We start from the raw sequence: 20395 nt of genomic DNA, 5'->3' as shown, positions 1-20395 counted from the left end.
ATGAAGAAATTTTTAATTTCATTAGATAAAGATCAAGCTCGTCGAGACCTGTTCTTTATTCAGCCCGATACACAAGATTTTATCCTCTTTTCTGCGATGAATACGATGAATGAAACGTGGGAAAACTTGACCGCACTTTTTGATCTCCATGCCTTCCAAGCTCGTTATGGACGAGCGGTTACAAAAGGTGAAATTGGATGTACATTAAGTCATCTCGGGGTGTATCAACAGATTTTGGCGAATACAGAGATTGCGGAAGATGAATACAGCTTAGTATGTGAAGACGATGTATTATTCAATACCGATTTTCAGCAACATGTCTATTCATTATTAGCGCAGCAGCCTGTGGCAGAGGTGATTTTGCTCGGACAATCAAAAATTACTCAATTTGATGATATTGAACTTGAGATGAACTATCCCACAACATTCTCTTTCTGCTGTAAGCCAATTGGACAGACAAAGTTCCGTTACGCATACCCATATAAAAACTATTTTGCGGGTACGGTGGCATATCTAATTAAAAAATCCGCAGCAAGAAATATACTGACTCAAGTACAGTCTCATCACCGACCTTTTTGGTTAGCGGATGATTTTATTTTGTTTGGTACAAATTTTAAGCTAGATAGTGTTGTTGTTCGTCCTTTATTAGCGATAGAGAATCCCATTTTACTGAGTAATTTAGAGGGAGCACGAGGGTCACTATCAAATAATTTGTTAAGCAAATTACTTAAATACCCAGCAAAAAAAGTCTTAGCAATAGTACGTAATTTGAGGCATAAAGTGTAGGAACGTTGTATGTCAGCATTATTTAATTTGTTCTATTTATACGATCCTTGGTTATTCCATGGAGTACGTTTAGCATTCTGTGCAGGAATATTGGCTTGTCTTTGGCTTGTGTATCGGGTATACAAGCAAAAAACTCCACAAGGTGTGATTGTGCCTGTTGATAGTTTACTCGCCATTCTTGCTTTGATTGTATTGAGTGCAGTACCGATTATTGTGAATGGAACCCATGAATTTGGTGTTATGAAAATGTATATCAAAACCCTGATACTTTTTGTGTTTGGGGTAGGGATTTATAATCTGTTTTATCACCATGCCACTGGTAAAGTACAATTTATTCGGGATGTGAAAATGGGGATTATTCTGCAAGCCAGTCTAGGTTTCTTGGCATTAGCAGGATTATCTTTCATGATTGATTTTGCGCTCTCGGTGCACGCAGTGATGCCAAGATTTTATGGTTCAGAACAAGAATACCGTTTATATAACTTTACGTCTTCTGCTTTTTTTCAGCTGAGTGCGTTCTATGTCATGCTGTTACATTTCTTGTTAGCTTACAATGCGAAAACGAACCAAATTGGATCGTTGTTTGTCTTTTTAATCTTGTTTATTGGCTTAATTTCAGGCAGAACCTTTTTCATGTTATCGATCATAAGTGTCGTGCTATATTTCAAATGGCGCTATTTGCCCGTTCTACTTTTATTTATTGCGATTGTCCTATTTTTAGCGATTAATTTTGCTGATCATAAATATGTTGCACATGCATTAGAACCTGTGATCAATTTATTGTCTTATCAAGATATGACAAAGCTTAGTTCATCAAGTGAAAATTTGATCAAAAACCATTTATTTGTGCCAACATTGAAGCAATTTTTGTTGGGAGATGGGTACTACTATACAGCAGAAGGGAAATATTACGGCGCAACCGACTCAGGATTTATCCGCCAAGTGTTGTATGGTGGTTTGGCTTATCTAATTATCTGTTTTTTATTTACTTTTTATTTTGTGAAACGGGTCGCAGATCATTGGTTTAACGGCAGTTGGACCTTCATTTTATCTACGCTTTTTATTTTAAGTGTATTGCATATTAAAGCGGACACGTATGCGTTTCCTGGGATCATGTTAGTATTTCTGATGTTTTTATCGCTATTTGGTACGCAAGGAAAAACATATCAAGTGGTTAACCAGAAGGAGTCGACCTGATGTTAAGTATTATTGTCCCTTCCTATAACCGAAACGCTGAAATTCCAGCGTTATTAGCCAGTTTAAATCAACAAACTACGCATCAATTTGAAGTCATTATTGTTGATGATCATTCAAAAGTGCCAGTACAGGTTGAACAGCCGTATCATTTTGCTTGCCATGTTATCCGTAACGAGCAAAACCTAGGCGCTGCAGAAAGTCGTAATGTGGGTGCCCAACAGGCGAAATATGATTGGTTACTTTTTTTAGATGATGATGATCGTTTTGTGAATGAAAAATGTGCTGTTTTATCGGACGTGATTCAACAGCATCCTCAAGTTAATTTTATTTACCATCCAGCAAAATGTGTCATGGTGAATGAAGGTTTTTCTTATGTGACACACCCTTACCGTGATACTCAGTTATTGACGTTAGAGAATTTATTATTGGCGAATAAAATTGGAGGTATGCCGATGATCGCGGTGAAGAAATCGCTGTTTTTAAAAGTAGGCGGATTATCACGTTATCTTCGCTCATTAGAGGACTATGAATTTCTGTTAAAATTGGTATGTGAGCCTGATTTTTCACCTTTTTATGTAGATCACGCACTGACGATTTGTACTTTTCATACTCAGCGCTCAAGTGTTTCCACAAATACACAACATACAGAGCAAGCGATTCATGAAATTCAAGCACGCTATGTGAAGACGGCTGTTCAAGCACAACATTTTGAGCAAAATGCGTTATATATGCTGGCTTATCCTCACGTAATGAATTTATCTCGTGTTGCGGCAAGGTACTATTTTGCGTTGTTCAAGAAAACATACTATGTTAAGCATCTGATTATTGCGGTGTTAACCTGTATTTCGCCTAAGTTGGTTATCAATATGAAAAGGTTTATGTCATGAAATTTTCTGTTTTAATGTCATTATATATTAAAGAAAATCCACAGTATTTAAGAGAATGCTTGGTCAGTTTATGCGAGCAAACAGTCCCCGCAGATGAAATTGTATTCGTGTTTGATGGTTCAGTGACAGCAGAATTAGAAAAAGTTGTTGATGAATTTTTACCTCAATTACCGATCAAGTTGGTTAAATTACCAAATAATCTTGGTTTAGGTCGAGCACTGAATGAGGGGCTGCTACATTGTTCACATGACTGGGTATGCCGTATGGATACTGATGATATTTGTGTCCCGACTCGCTTTGAACAACAGATGGCTTATATTCAGGCACATCCTGATACGATTATTGTCGGTGGGCAGATCGCTGAGTTTGGGCAAAATATAGATGATATTGTGAGTTATCGGCGCGTTCCTACTACACATGACGAGATCCTTCAGTTTACGCGACAACGTTGTCCTTTTAATCATATGACTGTTGCTTATCAAAAAGCCGCGGTACTCGCATGCGGTGGTTATCAGGATTTACAAGAGGATTATTATTTATGGATCAAGCTTGTTGCAATGGGCAAAAAAGTGGCGAATCTACCAGAGGTATTAGTTTATGCTCGCGTTGGCAATGGAATGGTAGGACGTCGTCGTGGACTGGCTCAAGCAAAAGCTGAATGGCGTTTATTTAAACTGAAATATCAGCTACGTATACAAGGGCTGATCCCTGGTTTATTCACGTTTTTATTACGTGCGTTACCTCGCTTATTACCCACTTCGTTATTGAAAGTGATTTACCAATTTTTGAGAAAGTAGGATAGTGATTGTGTTTGCCAAACAAGTATTAAATGTCAGTGTTGTGTTAGCGAGTCTTTTTTTCGTGGGGTGTGCCCATCAGTCGCATATCAAACCTCTTGATTCTCAGGCTAAGTATGACAAAGCCAGAACCCGAAACAATTTTGATGATTATGTGAATTTTTTAAAAGGCAAAGCATTAGGCGAGGGAATCGCAGAAACAACACTCTATCAGCATAATGATATTCGTTATGTCGATAAAGCCATTGATTTGGATCGTCAGCAAGCGGGGCGAGCTAAAAAAAACACATCACATCAGCCTATCTATTCAAATCCCAATGGCACGACAAATTATTTGAACCGTGTTTTGACGCCTCGTAAAGTCACAGTGGCGGAAAATCATTATCGTGACAAGCATGCTCAAATCGAAAAAGCAAGTCAACGTTTTGGGGTACAAAAAGAGTATTTGATGTCTTTATGGGGGATGGAAAGCAGTTTTGGTTATTATCAAGGAAATTATGATGTTCTTTCTGTGTTAGCAACATTGGCCTTTGAAGGTCGTCGCGAACCGTTATTTAGTCAGGAATTCATTGCTGCTATGAAAATGTTAGAGCGTAAAGATATCTCTCGTCAGAAAATGCTTGGTTCATGGGCAGGGGCAATGGGACAAACCCAATTTATGCCAAGTTCTTATTTGCGTTATGCTGCCGATGGTAATCAAGATGGTGAAAAAGATATTTGGAAAAACCATGATGACGTTTTTGCTTCTATTGCCAGTTATTTAAGCACAGTAGGCTGGGACAAAACATTGCCTTGGGGGATCGAAGTTTATTTAACTCAACCGTTATCGCTAGAATTATCTGGGATTGAAAAAAATAAAAAACGTACATTGCAAGCTTGGCAAAATTTAGGCGTGATGTTGAAGTCTCATTCGCCGCAAAACCAAGAAAAATTGACCGCACTTTCAACGACAGATTTATGGCTTGTGAGACCCGATCGAGAAGTGGGGCGTGCGTTCCTTGTTTCGAATAATTATCGTACATTATTGAATTGGAATCGTTCAAATTATTTTGCTGTCAGTATTGGTATGTTCGCGGATCGCATTAAACAACAAGTCGGTTTGTAAATTTATGTTGACACGACGGTGTAGTGCCTCATTTTCATGCTTAGACCGATACCTGTGTTTACAGGGGTATCGGTTTTTCTAATTATCGAGCAAAACGATTACGTTGCAGCTATATCTGGGTTTTATGCACTATTTTTTACTTAAAATCGATGCATCCAATACGTTCTTCTGATAGAATCCTCTGGAAAAACGCCTCTCTTTTTTCTTTATCTGTTTTTCATCATCTCTTATTTTATACTAACCTAGGAAACATAATGGAAAATCAATCTTTTCTACATCGTTTTTTTAAATTATCAGAAAAAAAGACGACACCTAAAACAGAAATTATTGCAGGAATTACCACATTTTTTACGATGGTATATATCGTATTTGTTAACCCGTCGATTTTGGGTGACGCAGGCATGGATAAACAAGTGGTCTTCGTTACGACTTGCCTCATTGCAGGATTGGGCACAATGGCAATGGGATTATTTAGTAATTTACCTATTGCCCTTGCACCTGCGATGGGATTGAATGCGTTTTTTGCTTATGTGGTCGTCAGTAAATTAGGCTATTCATGGCAAATTGGAATGGGAACGATCTTTTGGGGCTCAATCGGGTTACTGATTTTAACCATTTTCCAAATTCGTTATTGGTTAATGGCCTCCATTCCACTAGGCTTGCGTGTTGGTATTGGAGCAGGGATTGGATTGTTTATCGCCTTAATTGGTTTCAAAAATATGGGGGTAGTGGTAGCGAATCCAGCAACGTTAGTGGCCTTAGGTGAATTACATGATCCTAAAGTTTTACTGGGGATTTTAGGTTTCTTCATTATCGTGGTATTAGCTGCACGCAATATTTATTCTGGTGTTTTAATCTCGATTGCGGTTGTGACGGGATTCGCATTTTTGGTGGATCCTAATGTCGCGTTCCATGGTGTGATTTCAATGCCGCCTAGTTTAACTTCTGTCGTAGGACAGGTAGATATTCCAGGAGCATTAGATACTGCTTTATTGGGTATTATTTTTTCGTTCTTATTAGTCAATTTATTTGATTCTTCTGGTACGCTACTTGGGGTGACTGACAAAGCAGGGATCAGTGATGAGAAGGGACGTTTTCCGAAAATGAAACAAGCACTGTATGTTGATAGTGTAAGTGCGGTGGCGGGTTCCTATATGGGAACGTCAGCAATCAGTACGTATATCGAAAGTGGTGCGGGGGTATCTGTAGGGGGACGTACAGGCTTAACTGCCGTGACTGTTGGTATACTATTTTTATTAACAATTTTCTTTTCGCCTTTAGCGAGCGTTGTGCCTGCTTATGCCACGGCGGGAGCTTTGGTCTATGTGGGAATCTTGATGGCATCAAGCTTAATTCGAGTAAAATGGGAAGATTTAACAGAAGCGACTCCCGCGTTTATTACAGCAGCCATGATGCCATTCACTTATTCGATTACGGAAGGCATTGCCTTCGGTTTTATAAGTTATTGTATTATGAAAACCTGTACTGGTCGTGTGCGTGAAATCAATGCACCAGTGTGGGTCGTTTCATTCTTATTTATCGCAAAATTTGTATGGGTAGGTTAGTATGCAAAAAATTTTATTTATCATTCATGCCGCACCTTATGGCAATGAAAGCTTTTTTAGTGCGTTGCGTTTAGCGTTGCAATTACAAGATCAATATCAACATAATGTGAAGTTAACGCTGTTTTTGATGTCAGATGCAGTGACTGGTGGATTAGCGAAGCAAAAACCAAGTGAAGGTTATCACTTGCAACAAGTGCTCGAAATTCTGACGGCGCGCGGTGCTGAAATTAAATTGTGTAAGACTTGTGCACAGGCGCGTGGGATCATTGATTTACCACTGGCAGAAGGGGTTGAGATTGGTACGCTGTATGAATTGGCGGATTGGACGGTCGAAGCTGATAAAGTATTAAACTTTTAACATAAAAAGTGCGGTAAAATAGACCGCACTTTTTTGTAGGTATGATAATCACAGAGAAAAATAAGATGATGGATACACCCGTTCTTCTCAATCCTATTACAACACCATTAAATAAAATTTGCCTTATTGAAGCCTCCGCAGGTACTGGGAAAACCTATACTATTGGTTCGCTTTATTTGCGTTTATTACTTCAAGCAGGTTCGTCGTGTTTTTCTCGACCTTTAAGTGTTGAAGAAATTTTAGTGGTGACTTTTACTGACGCGGCAACAGAAGAATTGAAAGGCCGTATTCGGGAACGTATTCATCAAGCCAAACAAGCGTTTATTGCCTATAAAACGGAAGGTATAACGGCATTACAGGAAGATCATTTTTTACTTGAATTATGCCGCACAATTCAAGATATTGATGTTGCTATACAGCGTTTAAATCAAGCAGAACAAACCATGGACCTTGCTGCCATTTATACGATTCATGGTTTTTGTCGTCGTATGCTAATGCAGTATGCATTTAATTCTGGGATTCATTTCAATTTAGTGCTAGTTAAAGATGAACAGGCATTATTGGAACGTTTTATACGCGAGTTTTGGCGTGAACATTTTTATTCACAACCTTTTGATATTGCTAACTATCTTCATCATACACTAGGCTCGCCTGATGCAGTATTTAAAAAATTAAAAAGTCATATTTCTCATCAACTTGAAGCGAACATGACCCAGAATAGATGGCTTCATGTACCATTACAAACTTTTCTAATGGAACAAATTGCTCCTCAACAACAGGCTATTCAGACATTAAAACAGGAATGGTTACAACATGAAGCCGAGTTGAAACACCTCGTATTCAATGAGTTAGAGAAAACGTATCAAAAAGGTGAAGCAAAAGCATTAAAACGTACCACTTTCAAAAAAAATCTTGTTCCAAATTGGTTTGAAAAGATTCATCTTTGGGCGAGTTCTACGGTGATGACATCTCTCCCTGACACATTGATAAAATATTTTAGCCAACAGGCGTTGAATAAATATGCAGATGAAGGGGGCATACCTCTTTCTCACCCCGTGTTTAAACGTGTAGATAACGTGATTGAGAGCACTCGTGAGCAAACACAGAATGAAAAAATCCTGTTGTACCATTATTTACGGGGTGTACAGCAGAAATTAATCGAATATAAGCAGCATCATGTTGAAAAGAATTTTGATGATTTGCTGCGACTATTAAAGCAAGCGCTTTATACAGAACAAGGTGAGGAATTAGCGCAATTTATCCGCTTACAATATCCTTTTGCAATGATTGATGAGTTTCAAGACACAGATGCACAACAATATCAAATTTTCTCAAAAATTTATATTCATCCTACGCCTCTTGAAAGCGGATTTATTATGATCGGGGATCCTAAACAAGCGATTTATAAATTTCGTGGTGCGGATATTTTTACATACTTTAAGGCGGCTGAGCAGGCAAATGCGCGTTTCACACTAGGAACCAACTGGCGTTCTGAGCAGCATTTAGTCAAGGTGGTCAATGGCTTGTTTGATTTTTCTGATAACTTGCCTTTTTTATATCAGCAGATTCAATTTCAACCTGTGACAGCTCGCCCCGATCAAGCAAAATTTGTTTTAAATCATCAAACTGAACCCGCTTTACGCTGTTATGTGGGGGATCTCGGCGTATCGAATAAAGAATTGAGCGGCGTACAAAAACAAAAATTAGCCGAGGTTTGTGCGATTTCTATTCAAAACTGGTTGCAAAGTGCGGTTGAAAATCAGGCTATTTTTCATGGTGTAAAGGATACGTTTCCTTTGGCGGCTGAGCGCATTGCGGTGTTAGTTCGTAATGGCTGGGAAGCAGACTTAGTGAGCCAAGCATTACAAAAGTTAGGCATCGCTTCTGTCTATTTATCCGATCGTAGTAATGTATTCGATTGTGTCGAAGCGAAAGAACTCGCTTTAATTTTAACCGCTTGTCTAAATCCATTTAGTGAACGCCATATTTTAAATGCGATTGCTACACGAATTTTTTCATTGACTACACGTGAAATTAGTGAGATCAAACAAGATGAACAACGTTGGACCAATATTGTTGAACGTTTTGTTTATTATCAGCGTATTTGGCAGTGGCAAGGTATTTTGGCGATGCTACATTGCCTATATTTAGAAGAAAAAATTACAGAAAAATTACTCGGTACAACAGGTGGTGAGCGTAAAACCACAGATTTGTTGCACCTTGCTGAATTATTACAAGAAGCCAGTCGCTTAAATGATAGTCCTGCGAGTTTATTACGTTGGTTTGAAAAACAAATACAAGGTGAAGATCGCCAAGAGGGGCAACAGATTCGCTTAGAAAGCGAACGTCAATTAGTCAAAATTGTGACGATACACAAGTCCAAAGGGTTGGAATATGATCTAGTTTGGCTTCCTTTTATTGCCAATACGCTGAAAGAAGACAAATGTATCATTCAAACCTATTATGATGAGACACAACAACGAGTACTATGGGACCTCGATGCTCAACATGATGATGAAATACAACGGGAACAACGCGCGGAAGACATGCGTTTGTTTTATGTTGCATTAACTCGAGCAAAATATCAGGTTGTGATGGCATTGCCAGAGACCTTTTTGACGGAGTGGAGCGCATTACAATACGTGTTAACACAAGGCAGAATGGATAACTCGGATGTGCGGTCTGTTTTAGCCGACTTTCAGCAACGCATGGCTGCACAGCAAGTTGAGGTTGCCATTGACAATTTTGAGCAGTTACAACCGACTACATTACGGCTTCCCTCTGATTCTATTAATTTAGCTTGTGCAGAGTTTACAGGTAAAATTGAGCAAAATTGGCAAGTTACCAGTTTTAGTGCAATCACAGCATTGCATGAACGAGCTAAACAATTCAAAGTGTATGAACAAGCAGAAAAGGACGAGGCGTTAACGGCTGTTTTAGGATTAAGAGATGACGAACTAGAATACGCGGATGAACAGGACGGGGACGAGCCTGTACAGCTTATTGAAGGCTATGAGAAAGGTTATAGTCCATTCGACTTTCCAGCAGGTGCTAAAATTGGGCGAGTGTTGCATCGTTATTTTGAATTACATGATTTTAATCAGCCAGTATCTCGTGAAGCACTGATACAATTATGCCAGCAATTACAGCTTGAACCTGCATGGGTTGATACGTTGCAGACATGGTTCACGAATATTTTAAATACGCCTTTATGCCCACATAGCCCCCTTAAGTTATCAGACTTGAGCACATCAAACTGTTTAAAAGAACTGGCTTTTTATTTGAGATTAGATAACGCATTAAGTGCTCAAAAATTTAATCAGCTTTTACAACAGCATGATTTTCTTTCCGAACCATTGCAGTTTCCCAGCATCAAACACGACATCACTGGCATGATGCGTGGTTTTATTGATCTCGTTTTTCGTCATCAAGGATACTATTATTTATTGGATTATAAATCCAATAAATTAGGGGGGAGTTTTAGTGATTATACCCCAGCCAAACTAGACATTGCGATGCGTGAACAGCATTATGATTGGCAGTATTTATTTTACACCGTGGCATTACATCGTTATTTAAAACAACGTGATCCAGCGTATGATTACCAAACTCATTTTGGTGGAGTCATTTATACTTTTTTACGTGGCATGAATGGGCATGGGGAGTACGGCGTTTATTTTAATAAGCCCGATTTTCAGCTTATTGAAGCATTAGAGGAGTTATTGTAATGCTGACGATCTTAAAGGAATTACAGCAACAACGAGTTATTAGTGCGGGTGATTATTATTTTGCTAAACTCATTGCAGATAAACAACCCGTCACGATTCCCCTTGAAGTACAGAATCTGGCGATTTTATTGGCGGCATTATGTCGCTACAATGATCAACAAGGTCATACGTGTTTATTGCTAGAACCAGGTGTGGAACAGCATTTTTTTAATTTAGCATACCGTACGACTGAGCGTCATTATTTAGAGAAAATTCAAGCAAAAATCGGTGCTTTATCTCCAGAAAAATGGCAGACCGCTTTAGCCGAACATCATGCCTTTACCACACGTCCTTTCGAAAAAGTGGCGCCTTTTGTTTTTCAATTTAAGGCACTTTATTTTTATCGTATTTGGCAAGATGAATACCGTGTTGCTGAATACTTAAAAGATCAGGTCCAATTGTCTCAAACGGCTAACTTTTCCACGCCATTCGCATCGATTCAAACAGTATTAGCAAAATATTTTCCTTTATTGCAGCAAAACGACGTGAACTGGCAAAAAGTAGCAGTCGCCACTGCATTACGTCAGCATTTTTGTCTGATTACAGGTGGTCCTGGAACAGGGAAAACTACCACTGTGGCACGTTTATTGTTAGCTTTACAAGAATTACACCAACGTCAATTGCGGATTAAATTAGTTGCACCGACAGGAAAAGCCGCTGCTCGCTTAACCGAATCTATTCATAGTGCGTTAAAAAATTTACAAGAAAGAGAAAATATTCAGATTGATGATGAATTGAGACAGACAATCCCTATGGTCGCGCAAACATTACATCGCTTATTGGGGATACGTTTATTTGAAGATAGCACGCTTTTTAATTCAAATAATCGGTTACCCATAGATGTGTTGGTGGTGGATGAAGCATCCATGATCGATTTACCCTTGATGGCGAAATTGTTACAAGCATTAAAACCACAAACAAAATTAATTTTACTGGGCGATGAAAATCAGCTTTCGCCTGTTGAGGCGGGAGAAACATTAGGTGAAATTGGGCAATTTGCGCAAGGACATTATAGTGTGGCATTGACACAGTATTTGCAAACGGTTGCGGGTATTTCATTACCAGCAGCAGAGCGAGTTCATCCCCTTCGAGATCATCTATGCCGCTTGTATCACAGTCATCGTTTTTCTAGTCATTCTGGGATTGGTCAACTTGCACGTGCGATTAATCAGGGCGAATATGCGGCAAGTTGGCAATGTTTTAGTCAGTATCCTGATCTTACATTAATCGATTTTTCAACGTTAGCATCACTAAGAACGGGGAACCCTGAAACTTATGTTCAAGCTTGTGTTGCATTAGTTGTAAAAAGTGCGGTTGAAAAATATGCAGATTATTTATTGGCTATCAAGCAGGTGCAACAAGTTGGGCAACCGTTGACAGAACAACAAGTCAGTACGATTTTTACCTTATTTAATTCAGTGCGTTTTTTGACGGCTCTGCGTGTCGGAGAATTAGGCGTCGAGCAGTTAAATCACAAAATCGCACAACGGCTACAACAAAAAGGTTTAGTACAGTTTAAACATGAACGCGATTGGTATTTAGGTAAGCCAGTGATGATTACCCAAAATGACAGTCATGTTGGATTGTACAATGGTGATATCGGTTTATTTTTAGGTGATGGGAAAGTGTGGTTCGAACAAGGTCAGCAACACTATAAAACCGTCCTTGCTAGCCGTGTCCCAAGCTATGAACCTGCATTTGTGATGACAGTACATAAATCACAAGGATCAGAATTTGCACATACCTGTTTAGTGTTGCCTATTGAGCCTAATCCTATCTTATCGCGAGAATTAATTTATACGGGCATAACTCGTGCCAAAGCAAAATTAACGTTGTTTACGACACCAGAAAGTTGGAAAACTGCGGTGAAACATCCCGTGAAGCGACAAAGTGGATTAGCAAAATGGTTAATTGCGTTGTTTAATACATCGGATTAGATTATTGAGTCGAAGATAGAAAAGGAGAAAACTATGCAACTTTATGTTTATGATCACTGTCCGTATTGTGTACGAGCGATGATGATGGTGGGATTAAAGGATCTGGAGGTGAAAATACAGGTTTTATTAAACGATGATGAGGACACTCCCACCAAGCTCGTGGGCAAAAAAGTCGTGCCAATTTTAATTAAAAGTGATGGGAGCGCCATGCCTGAGAGCCTTGATATTGTGAAATATCTCGATACTCATTATGGTACGCCAATGATTCAGGAAACCGTGCGTCCTGAGGTCGAGACAATATTAAAAGAGATAACAAGCTATTCAAATTATTTGTTAATGCCTCGTTTCATACAATTAGATGTAGCAGAATTCGCCACCCAAAGTGCGATTGATTATTTCACTAAAAAGAAAACAGACTATGTGGGGGATTTTGATGAACATTTTCGTAACACACCAACATATTTAGCTCGTTTAGCGCAAGATCTTGAAACATTGGAAACTTATGTAGTAGGGCAGAACTCGTTAAATCATACGTTGTCACTTGAAGATATTTTAGTCTTTCCCGTATTACGTAATTTAACCTGTGTAAAAGGCGTGAAATATCCTGAAAAATTAGCAAATTATGTAAAGCAAATGTCGAGCTTAAGTAAAGTTAATCTTTACACGAAACAAGCGGTTTAATTGGTTAAAATAGTTGCAATTTTTTGTAAACGACTTATTCTTGTGAATGAGAATTTCATCTCAACAGCACATTCATCTAAGGAGAACATTATGGCATTAGGTTGGTATGAACTTAAATTGGCAAAAGACGGTCAATTCATGTTTAATTTAAAAGCAGCAAATAGCCAAGTGATTTTAACCAGTGAGCTTTATCGTTCACGTTCAGCCGCTGAAAATGGGATTGCGTCAGTACAAAAAAATGGAGTAGACGAGAGTAATTTCGAGGTTCGTGTTGCGAAAAATGATAAGCCATATTTTGTCTTGAAAGCAAAAAATCATCAAGAAATTGGTCGCAGCCAATACTATGCGTCTCGTGTATCCACGAAAAAAGGAATTGGTTCCGTGATGAAAAATGCAGTCAGCACGGTAATTAAAGACCTCACTTCACAAGCATAAGAATCATAATAAGAATTTGCGGGTAGTAGACTACTCGCAAATTTTTTATCCATCCTATTTTTCATTTTTCTTTAAGTTTTCTTTATAAAAAGTAGTCGCTTTTTATTTCTTTCTCTTGTATAATCTCGCGACCCTGTGAATGTGTTGGATTTCCCACCACACATTATTTTATCGAGATCACACTCGAAGGGGTGCTTGATTAAGATTCATGGTTGTGTTTATGAGTGAATAAACAAAGTAAACACTGGGTATTAATAAATATTATTTGGTAATTAATTAATGAAAACTTTTGTAGCAAAGCCAGAAACGGTTAAACGCGACTGGTATGTAGTTGATGCGACAGGTAAAACTTTAGGTCGTTTAGCGACTGAATTAGCACGTCGCCTTCGTGGTAAACATAAAGCTGAGTATACTCCACACGTTGATACAGGTGATTACATCATCGTTATCAATGCGGACAAAGTTGCTGTAACGGGTAACAAAGCAGACGATAAACTTTACTACTGGCACACTGGCTATGTAGGTGGCATCAAACAAGCGACTTTCAAAGAAATGATCGCACGCCGTCCTGAAGCAGTGATTGAAATTGCGGTTAAAGGTATGTTGCCAAAAGGCCCATTAGGTCGCGCAATGTATCGTAAATTAAAAGTGTATGCAGGTTCAGAACATAACCACGCTGCACAACAACCACAAGTTTTAGACATTTAATCACGAGGTTTAGGATATGGCAGAGAATCAAAACTACGGCACAGGTCGCCGCAAAAGCTCTTCAGCTCGTGTATTTATCAAACCGGGCAGTGGTAAAATCACTATCAACCAACGTGAGTTAGACGTTTATTTCGGTCGCGAAACCGCTCGCATGATCGTTCGTCAACCTTTAGAGTTAGTTGAAATGACTGAGAAATTAGACCTATACATCACTGTTAAAGGTGGCGGTATTTCAGGTCAAGCGGGTGCAATCCGTCACGGTATCACTCGTGCATTAATCGAATATGATGAGAGCTTACGTTCTGTATTACGTGCAGCTGGTTTCGTTACCCGCGATGCGCGTCAAGTTGAACGTAAAAAAGTGGGTTTACGCAAAGCACGTCGTCGTCCACAATTCTCAAAACGTTAATTTTTTATTTTACGTTTTATATTCAAATTGCAAGTCCTTGGGGCTTGCAATTTTTTTATCTAAAGAAAATTTATCTTTGGAAATCAGCATGTGATTTATGGTAAAATAAATGCCCATTTTTTATATCATATTATGCCGCATATTCGGCACAGTTTAATCGATTATAATTCATTTAGAGCTGTCGGAGGAATAGATGACAAGCGCTGCAAATAAACGTTCAATAATGACACTTTTTTCAGATAAAACCGATATTTATTGCCATCAAGTGCGCATTGTATTAGCGGAAAAAGGTGTTGCTTATGAGACGGAAGTTGTAGACCCTCAAGTTGTATCAGAAGATTTAATGGAATTAAACCCATATGGCACACTGCCGACTTTAGTGGATCGTGATTTAGTATTATTTAATTCTCGCATTATTATGGAATACCTTGATGAGCGTTTTCCACATCCCCCTCTAATGCCAGTTTATCCTGTTGCACGTGGCAAAAGTCGTTTATTAATGTTGCGTATCGAACAAGATTGGTACCCAACTTTAGCCAAAGCAGAGGCTGGTACAGAAGCAGAACGTGCAACCGCATTAAAACAATTAAAAGAAGAGATTTTAGCGATTGCCCCGATTTTTACACAAATGCCTTATTTTATGAGTGAAGAGTTTAGCTTAGTCGATTGTTATATCGCACCATTACTCTGGCGTATGCAAGAGCTCGGTGTAGAGTTTACAGGCGCAGGGAGTAAAGCGGTGAAAGCTTATATGTCACGTGTTTTCGAGCGTGATTCTTTTATGCAGTCTTTAGGCATTTCAGCACCTAAAAATTTAATGGATGAGAAGTAATTTATAATGCAATATCGTTCTTCACCAAAGCGCCCTTATTTATTACGCGCATATTATGATTGGCTTGTGGATAATGATTTTACACCTTACTTAGTTGTTGACGCGACTTACCAAGGCGTTAAAGTGCCAATGGAATACGTGAAAGACGGTCAAATTGTGTTAAATTTATCGGCTAATGCAACAGGTAATTTACAATTAGCGAATGATGTTATCCAGTTTAATGCACGTTTTCGTGGGATCCCACAGGATATTTATATTCCAATGGGAGCAGCATTAGCAATTTATGCACGTGAGAACGGTGATGGCGTGATGTTTGAGCATGAAGCCGCATATGCGGTGTTTGACGATTCAGTCGTTGAGCAACCGTTAAGTTTTGTCGACGCTGTTGATAAACAACCAGAAGATACATTGAAACCAAAAGCGCAAAAGAGAGAACAAACCACTGAGAAAAAATCGGCTTCTCACTTGCGGATCATTAAATAATCAAATTACTCATTGTTTCAATGAAAAAAGCACGATTTATGAATATGAGTCGTGCTTTTTTATGTTTATGTGCTGTTATTGCCCCATTTTTGCCACGTTTTTTAAAAATCCTTTTGCACTGGTATAAATATCACTTTTATCTTGAGCGGCCAAAAGCATATCCGCCATTTCACGAAATGCGCCTTTTCCACCTGACAAATGTAAGACATGATCTGCCTGTTGACGTACGTAAATTGGAGCATCATTGACAGCAAAGGATAAGCCACATACCGCAAATGCAGGTAGATCAACACTGTCATCACCAATATAAGCGGTTTCATCAGGTGTTACTTGTGCTTGTTGCATCAGTTCAAAGCAGGCACTTTCTTTTTCTAGCTTACCTAAGAAAAACAATGAAATACCTAAATCTGCAATACGTTTGCGTAAAATAGGCGAGTCTCGACCAGATAATACCGCCACTTGAATACCTGATTCCATGAGCATTTTTATACCTAATCCATCACGAACATGAAAGGTTTTGATTGCTTCACCATGAGCATCATAGTGTAGTGCACCATCCGTTAATACCCCGTCAATGTCAGTGATAACAAATTTAATTTTTTTTAATTTTTCAGTTAACATCAGCTTGAAAACTCCACTAAACCGACAACTTTATTTTCATCATCAACAACGACAAGTGAATGAATTTTATGAGCTTTCATAAAGGACTCCGCTTCAGATAAATAGGCGTTTTTATGAATCGTTTTAGGGTTAGATGTCATCAAATCTTGTGCACATTTGTTCAATGTTTCTGCACCATTAGCACTTAAAGCACGACGAATGTCACCGTCTGTGATAATGCCTTTTAGTTGATCTTGTGCCATGACGAGTGCAACGCCCATTCTGCCTTCATTCATAATGGTTAAACAATCAGTAAATGAGGTACCAAGAGCGGTCACTGGTAAACGTGTTTGCATTTGATCTTTCACGCGGCACAGTAAGCGGCGACCAAGACTTCCACCAGGGTGAAATTTTGCAAAATCAGCAGGTTGGAAATTACGAGCTTTAATCAGTGAAACTGCAAGCGCATCACCTAATGCCATAGTGACCAGCACGGATGTTGTTGGGGCGAGATTATTTGGGCAAACTTCACGCTCAACACTAATATCAAGTACATAATCTGCGTGTTTTGCGAGAGTAGAGTGAGGATTGCCTGTTAATGCAATGATAGTATTACCAAAGTTTTTGAGACTTGGGATCAACTTGTTGACATCATCTGTTTCACCACTGTAGGAAATTAACATCACGATATCAATCGGTTTAAGCATGCCTAAATCACCATGAAAGGCTTCCGTCGGGTGTAAAAAGAAACTCGGCGTTCCCGTTGAAGCAAAGGTTGCAACCATTTTTTTTCCAACAAGTCCCGACTTACCAATCCCCCCTATGACTAAGCGCCCTTCGCAATGTAGGAGTAAATTGACAACATCTGCGAATTGGTGATCAAGATTTTGGCTTAAGCGAGCAAGCGCTTGTTCTTCTACTTTAAGCGTTTCTTGAGCAATTTTGAGATAATCCATTTCGATTCCTTTAATCAGACAAACAGCAGACGAATTATAACACAAAAGCACTTGTCATCATGTGGTAAAATTGTGCGAAGAGCGGAGGGAAACTATTGAATAGGGTGGAATAGTACTGTATTTCTTGGTGAAATTCCGTTATACTTCGCCACTTGAGTTGGTCAGGCAATCGCTGGTTTATTGAAGCCCTTAACCGCCTTATGGCGACCTAGTGGGACAAGTAAACGAGAGGAAAGTCCGAGCTACACAGGGCAGAGTGCCAGGTAACGCCTGGGGGGCGTGAGCCCACGACAAGTGCAACAGAGAGCAGACCGCCAGTTTCGGCTGGTAAGGGTGAAAGGGTGCGGTAAGAGCGCACCGCGTGGCTGGCAACAGTTCACGGCAGGGTAAACTCCACTCGTAGCAAGACCAAATAGGAATCCAATGGGTGGCCCGCTCAGGATTCGGGTAGGTTGCTTGAGCGTATGTGCGAATGTACGCCTAGAGGAATGATTGTCCACGACAGAACTCGGCTTATCGACCAACTCAACTTTTCTTATTTTCTTCTTGTATCAAGTTGTTTTCGTACTGCTTGGATCTTATCAAAATCCGTTACCCAAATTTTTTGATCATCTTCGATATTATTTCCCATTACAGCATCAGACTGCAATTTCATCGCACTTAAGCGATAACTTTTGCCGGATAAATGCAGCTCTTGCACATTTGTTTCGGAAATGAGCTCTAAAGCATTTTCTGCGCTCACTCCAGCGCCCGCCATAATTTGAATTCGCTGATTTGCCTGTTCCACTAATTGTTTGAGCAAGGTTTTGCCTTGAAGCGCGGTTGTTTTTTGCCCAGAAGTTAAAATACGTTCGCAACCGAATGAAATGATTTGCTCAAGGCTTTCAAATGGATCTTGGCATAAATCAAAAGCACGGTGAAATGTTACGCCTAATCCATTTGCGGCAGACACTAATTTTTCACAGTTCTTTAGATCAATTTGGGCATTTTCAGTTAATGCTCCGATTACAATGCCTTTTGCACCGAGATCTTTTGCAATCTGAATATCATCTAACATCATTTGCACTTCATTTGAGCTAAACAGAAAATCGCCAGCTCGCGGGCGAATCATTACATAGCAAGGAATTTTAACTAAATTGACCGCACTTTTGATCAGTGAATATGGGGGCGTTACACCGCCCACAGATAAGCAGCCGCAAAGCTCTAAACGATCTGCACCAGCTTGTTCTGCAGTCAGTGCAGATTCAATATTGTCGATACATACTTCAAGTTTCATTGTATTTTTAACCTAAGAAAAAAGAGGCATATTGCCCCTTTTTGATTTGTTATTTCGCGGAGTAATAACCCGCCATTGCACTGTAAATCGCATTCTCTTGCTGAATGAGCTGGTATTTCGCATTCAAAATTGCCAGTTGTGAGTCGTTTTCAGTATTCGCAGCCATTAACCAGTCACGTAATTGCGATACACCTGCATCATAACGCGTTTTGTAATATTGCGTAATGCGTTTGTTATAAGCATAGGCTTTTTGTAAGTTGCTAAAACTTGCTTGTGATTGCTGGTAAGCGAAGTAGTTAGTATCAATTTCGTTAAGTGCTTTTGTGATACTTTGTTCGTAGTTTAAGCGTGCTATTTCATAATTCGCTTCAGAAATTTTGACATTCCATCTCACCACATTCCAGTTTAAGAATGGCAGATTAATGCTGACTAAACCCGCTGCGATCGGCGTATGCAATGCGTTATCTACTTTGGTACCTGCAGAGGATAAACTTGCGCCTAATGTCACCGTTGGGAACCAACTTTTTTGCATTGCTTTCGTATCTTTAAATGCACCATTCAAACGATATTGCGCGCTTTTAATATCTGGACGGTTTGCAATGGTCGAAACTGGCACATTTGTGTTAATGCCTACGTTTTTCACATTCAAGATTTTGGGCAAGTTAAGATTTAACACATCATTTGGCTTTAAATTCAGTAAATTGCGCAATGTTTGTTCCGCAAGTTTACGCTGTGTTTGATAGGTTAACAGCTGATTGCTTGCACGTAATACAGATTGCTGTGCTTGAACGGTGCTTGCACTATCCGCCACACCCAACTTAAAGCGGTTTTGCATAATTTGGCTAATTTGATTGTAGTATTTGATACTGCCTTCAGTCGCGTGGATTGCATCATTCAAGAATGAAAGTTGATAGTAAGTCGCAATCACGGAGTTAATTAACGCTAAACGAGCAGCGGCTAAATCTTGTGCGGAGGCGTTATATGTCCATTCTGCTGCTGAGGCTGAATCGGCTAAACGTTGCCAAAGATCTACGGTGTAGCCTACATTGAGGATACCGCTATGGCTGATTTTAGAAGGTTGGCTATGTTCAATATTACGTGCTGCTGTTGATTCTAATTTTCCGTTAAACGCTGGCACTAAATTGGCGCCGACTAAATTGGCGGCGTAAAGTGCTTTGTTGACATTAATCGCAGCTTTCGCAAGGTTTTTATTATTTTCTAAAGCTTGCGCAATGAGATTATTTAGTTGTGGATCTTGATATAACGTCCACCAATCTTCTTTTACACTATATTGTTGGGTAAGCTCTTGATATTGTTGAAAATCCTGTTTTGCTTCGTTAAAAGACGTGTCAATGTTGGCGCAACCGACTAATGCAGTTGAGAGAATAATCAAAGTAAGTTGATTGAGTTTTAACATGTTGTTTTGTTCCTTAATGACAAGTGCGGTCTATCTTGACACACTTTTCTGAGTAAATTATAGCAACTTTCTATTCGCTTACTAAAGCGTTAATGTCGTTTAAATTTTCTACATTCTGAGCGACGTATAACCATATTATTTGCTCATGTTCTTAAAATGAGTGAATTATGTACTGAATGAACGTTCGTTCATTTTATCA

19 protein-coding genes and 1 other RNA gene are annotated in these 20395 nt (G+C 39.2%); 16 read left to right on the top strand and 4 right to left on the bottom strand.

Features of this window, described 5'->3' with window-relative positions; all coding sequences use genetic code 11:
- The 15 genes from ACWIT3_RS07375 to ACWIT3_RS07305 all read left to right on the top strand — a co-directional run bounded on the left by ACWIT3_RS07375 (position 1) and on the right by ACWIT3_RS07305 (position 15947).
- Positions 1 to 786, top strand: coding sequence for a glycosyltransferase family 25 protein (locus ACWIT3_RS07375; protein WP_457162100.1), 786 nt, complete (start codon positions 1 to 3; stop codon positions 784 to 786).
- 9 nt (positions 787 to 795) lie between these two features.
- Entirely contained in the window at positions 796 to 1983 is a 1188-nt protein-coding gene (locus ACWIT3_RS07370; protein ID WP_457162099.1) for a hypothetical protein, read from the top strand.
- A complete protein-coding gene (locus ACWIT3_RS07365; RefSeq protein WP_457162098.1) occupies positions 1983 to 2870 on the top strand; it encodes a glycosyltransferase family 2 protein in 888 nt (295 codons plus the stop codon). The genes ACWIT3_RS07370 and ACWIT3_RS07365 overlap by 1 nt, the downstream gene beginning before the upstream one ends.
- A complete protein-coding gene (locus ACWIT3_RS07360) occupies positions 2867 to 3667 on the top strand; it encodes a glycosyltransferase family 2 protein (protein ID WP_457162097.1) in 801 nt (266 codons plus the stop codon). Before ACWIT3_RS07365 ends, ACWIT3_RS07360 begins: the two co-directional genes overlap by 4 nt.
- 10 nt (positions 3668 to 3677) lie before the next feature.
- Positions 3678 to 4772 carry a lytic murein transglycosylase gene (locus ACWIT3_RS07355; RefSeq protein ID WP_457162096.1) on the top strand — a complete coding sequence of 365 codons (1095 nt, stop codon included), beginning with the start codon at positions 3678 to 3680 and terminating at the stop codon, positions 4770 to 4772.
- Positions 4773 to 5026: 254 nt separating this feature from the next.
- Complete coding sequence (locus ACWIT3_RS07350; RefSeq protein WP_457162095.1) at positions 5027 to 6337, top strand: NCS2 family permease; 1311 nt, start codon at positions 5027 to 5029, stop codon at positions 6335 to 6337.
- A gap of 1 nt (position 6338) precedes the next feature.
- Complete coding sequence (locus ACWIT3_RS07345) at positions 6339 to 6695, top strand: DsrE/DsrF/TusD sulfur relay family protein (protein WP_457162094.1); 357 nt, start codon at positions 6339 to 6341, stop codon at positions 6693 to 6695.
- Positions 6696 to 6763: 68 nt separating this feature from the next.
- Positions 6764 to 10423 carry an exodeoxyribonuclease V subunit beta gene (gene recB / locus ACWIT3_RS07340; protein WP_457162123.1) on the top strand — a complete coding sequence of 1220 codons (3660 nt, stop codon included), beginning with the start codon at positions 6764 to 6766 and terminating at the stop codon, positions 10421 to 10423.
- A complete protein-coding gene (recD, locus tag ACWIT3_RS07335) occupies positions 10423 to 12399 on the top strand; it encodes an exodeoxyribonuclease V subunit alpha (protein ID WP_457162093.1) in 1977 nt (658 codons plus the stop codon). Before recB ends, recD begins: the two co-directional genes overlap by 1 nt.
- Positions 12400 to 12432: 33 nt before the next feature.
- Positions 12433 to 13080: a GrxB family glutaredoxin gene (locus ACWIT3_RS07330; RefSeq protein WP_457162092.1), complete on the top strand. Its 648-nt coding sequence runs from the start codon at positions 12433 to 12435 to the stop codon at positions 13078 to 13080.
- A 90-nt stretch (positions 13081 to 13170) separates the two neighbouring features.
- Positions 13171 to 13515: a YegP family protein gene (locus ACWIT3_RS07325; RefSeq protein ID WP_046338344.1), complete on the top strand. Its 345-nt coding sequence runs from the start codon at positions 13171 to 13173 to the stop codon at positions 13513 to 13515.
- 279 nt (positions 13516 to 13794) lie between these two features.
- Positions 13795 to 14223, top strand: a complete 429-nt coding sequence (rplM, locus tag ACWIT3_RS07320) for a 50S ribosomal protein L13 (RefSeq protein ID WP_005762238.1) — start codon at positions 13795 to 13797, stop codon at positions 14221 to 14223.
- 16 nt (positions 14224 to 14239) lie between these two features.
- Positions 14240 to 14632: a 30S ribosomal protein S9 gene (gene rpsI / locus ACWIT3_RS07315; RefSeq protein ID WP_005762236.1), complete on the top strand. Its 393-nt coding sequence runs from the start codon at positions 14240 to 14242 to the stop codon at positions 14630 to 14632.
- A 193-nt stretch (positions 14633 to 14825) separates the two neighbouring features.
- Positions 14826 to 15464 (top strand): stringent starvation protein SspA, encoded by a 639-nt coding sequence (gene sspA, locus ACWIT3_RS07310; protein ID WP_457162091.1) that lies wholly within the window; start codon positions 14826 to 14828, stop codon positions 15462 to 15464.
- 6 nt (positions 15465 to 15470) lie between these two features.
- Entirely contained in the window at positions 15471 to 15947 is a 477-nt protein-coding gene (locus ACWIT3_RS07305; RefSeq protein WP_457162090.1) for a ClpXP protease specificity-enhancing factor, read from the top strand.
- A gap of 75 nt (positions 15948 to 16022) precedes the next feature.
- Here ACWIT3_RS07305 and ACWIT3_RS07300 read toward each other — a convergent pair whose 3' ends face one another.
- Together ACWIT3_RS07300 and ACWIT3_RS07295 are read right to left on the bottom strand one after the other, a co-directional pair.
- Positions 16023 to 16568 (bottom strand): KdsC family phosphatase, encoded by a 546-nt coding sequence (locus tag ACWIT3_RS07300; RefSeq protein ID WP_457162089.1) that lies wholly within the window; start codon positions 16566 to 16568, stop codon positions 16023 to 16025.
- The gene (locus tag ACWIT3_RS07295) at positions 16568 to 17503 is read right to left on the bottom strand and encodes a KpsF/GutQ family sugar-phosphate isomerase (protein WP_457162088.1); all 936 of its coding nucleotides are present in this window, start codon (positions 17501 to 17503) and stop codon (positions 16568 to 16570) included. Before ACWIT3_RS07295 ends, ACWIT3_RS07300 begins: the two co-directional genes overlap by 1 nt.
- Positions 17504 to 17656: 153 nt before the next feature.
- Here ACWIT3_RS07295 and rnpB point away from each other — a divergent pair.
- Positions 17657 to 18035, top strand: an RNA gene (gene rnpB, locus ACWIT3_RS07290) — RNase P RNA component class A.
- 3 nt (positions 18036 to 18038) lie between these two features.
- Here the strand turns inward: rnpB and ACWIT3_RS07285 are convergent.
- The gene (locus ACWIT3_RS07285) at positions 18039 to 18779 is read right to left on the bottom strand and encodes a copper homeostasis protein CutC (protein WP_457162087.1); all 741 of its coding nucleotides are present in this window, start codon (positions 18777 to 18779) and stop codon (positions 18039 to 18041) included.
- A 49-nt stretch (positions 18780 to 18828) separates the two neighbouring features.
- Positions 18829 to 20196 (bottom strand): toxin/drug exporter TdeA, encoded by a 1368-nt coding sequence (tdeA, locus tag ACWIT3_RS07280; RefSeq protein ID WP_457162086.1) that lies wholly within the window; start codon positions 20194 to 20196, stop codon positions 18829 to 18831.
- Positions 20197 to 20395: the final 199 nt, after the last annotated feature.

Source organism: Pasteurella sp. P03HT, from assembly GCF_054052285.1.
Note: the sequence above shows the minus strand (reverse complement) of the source record. Positions and strands in the feature narration are given on the sequence as shown.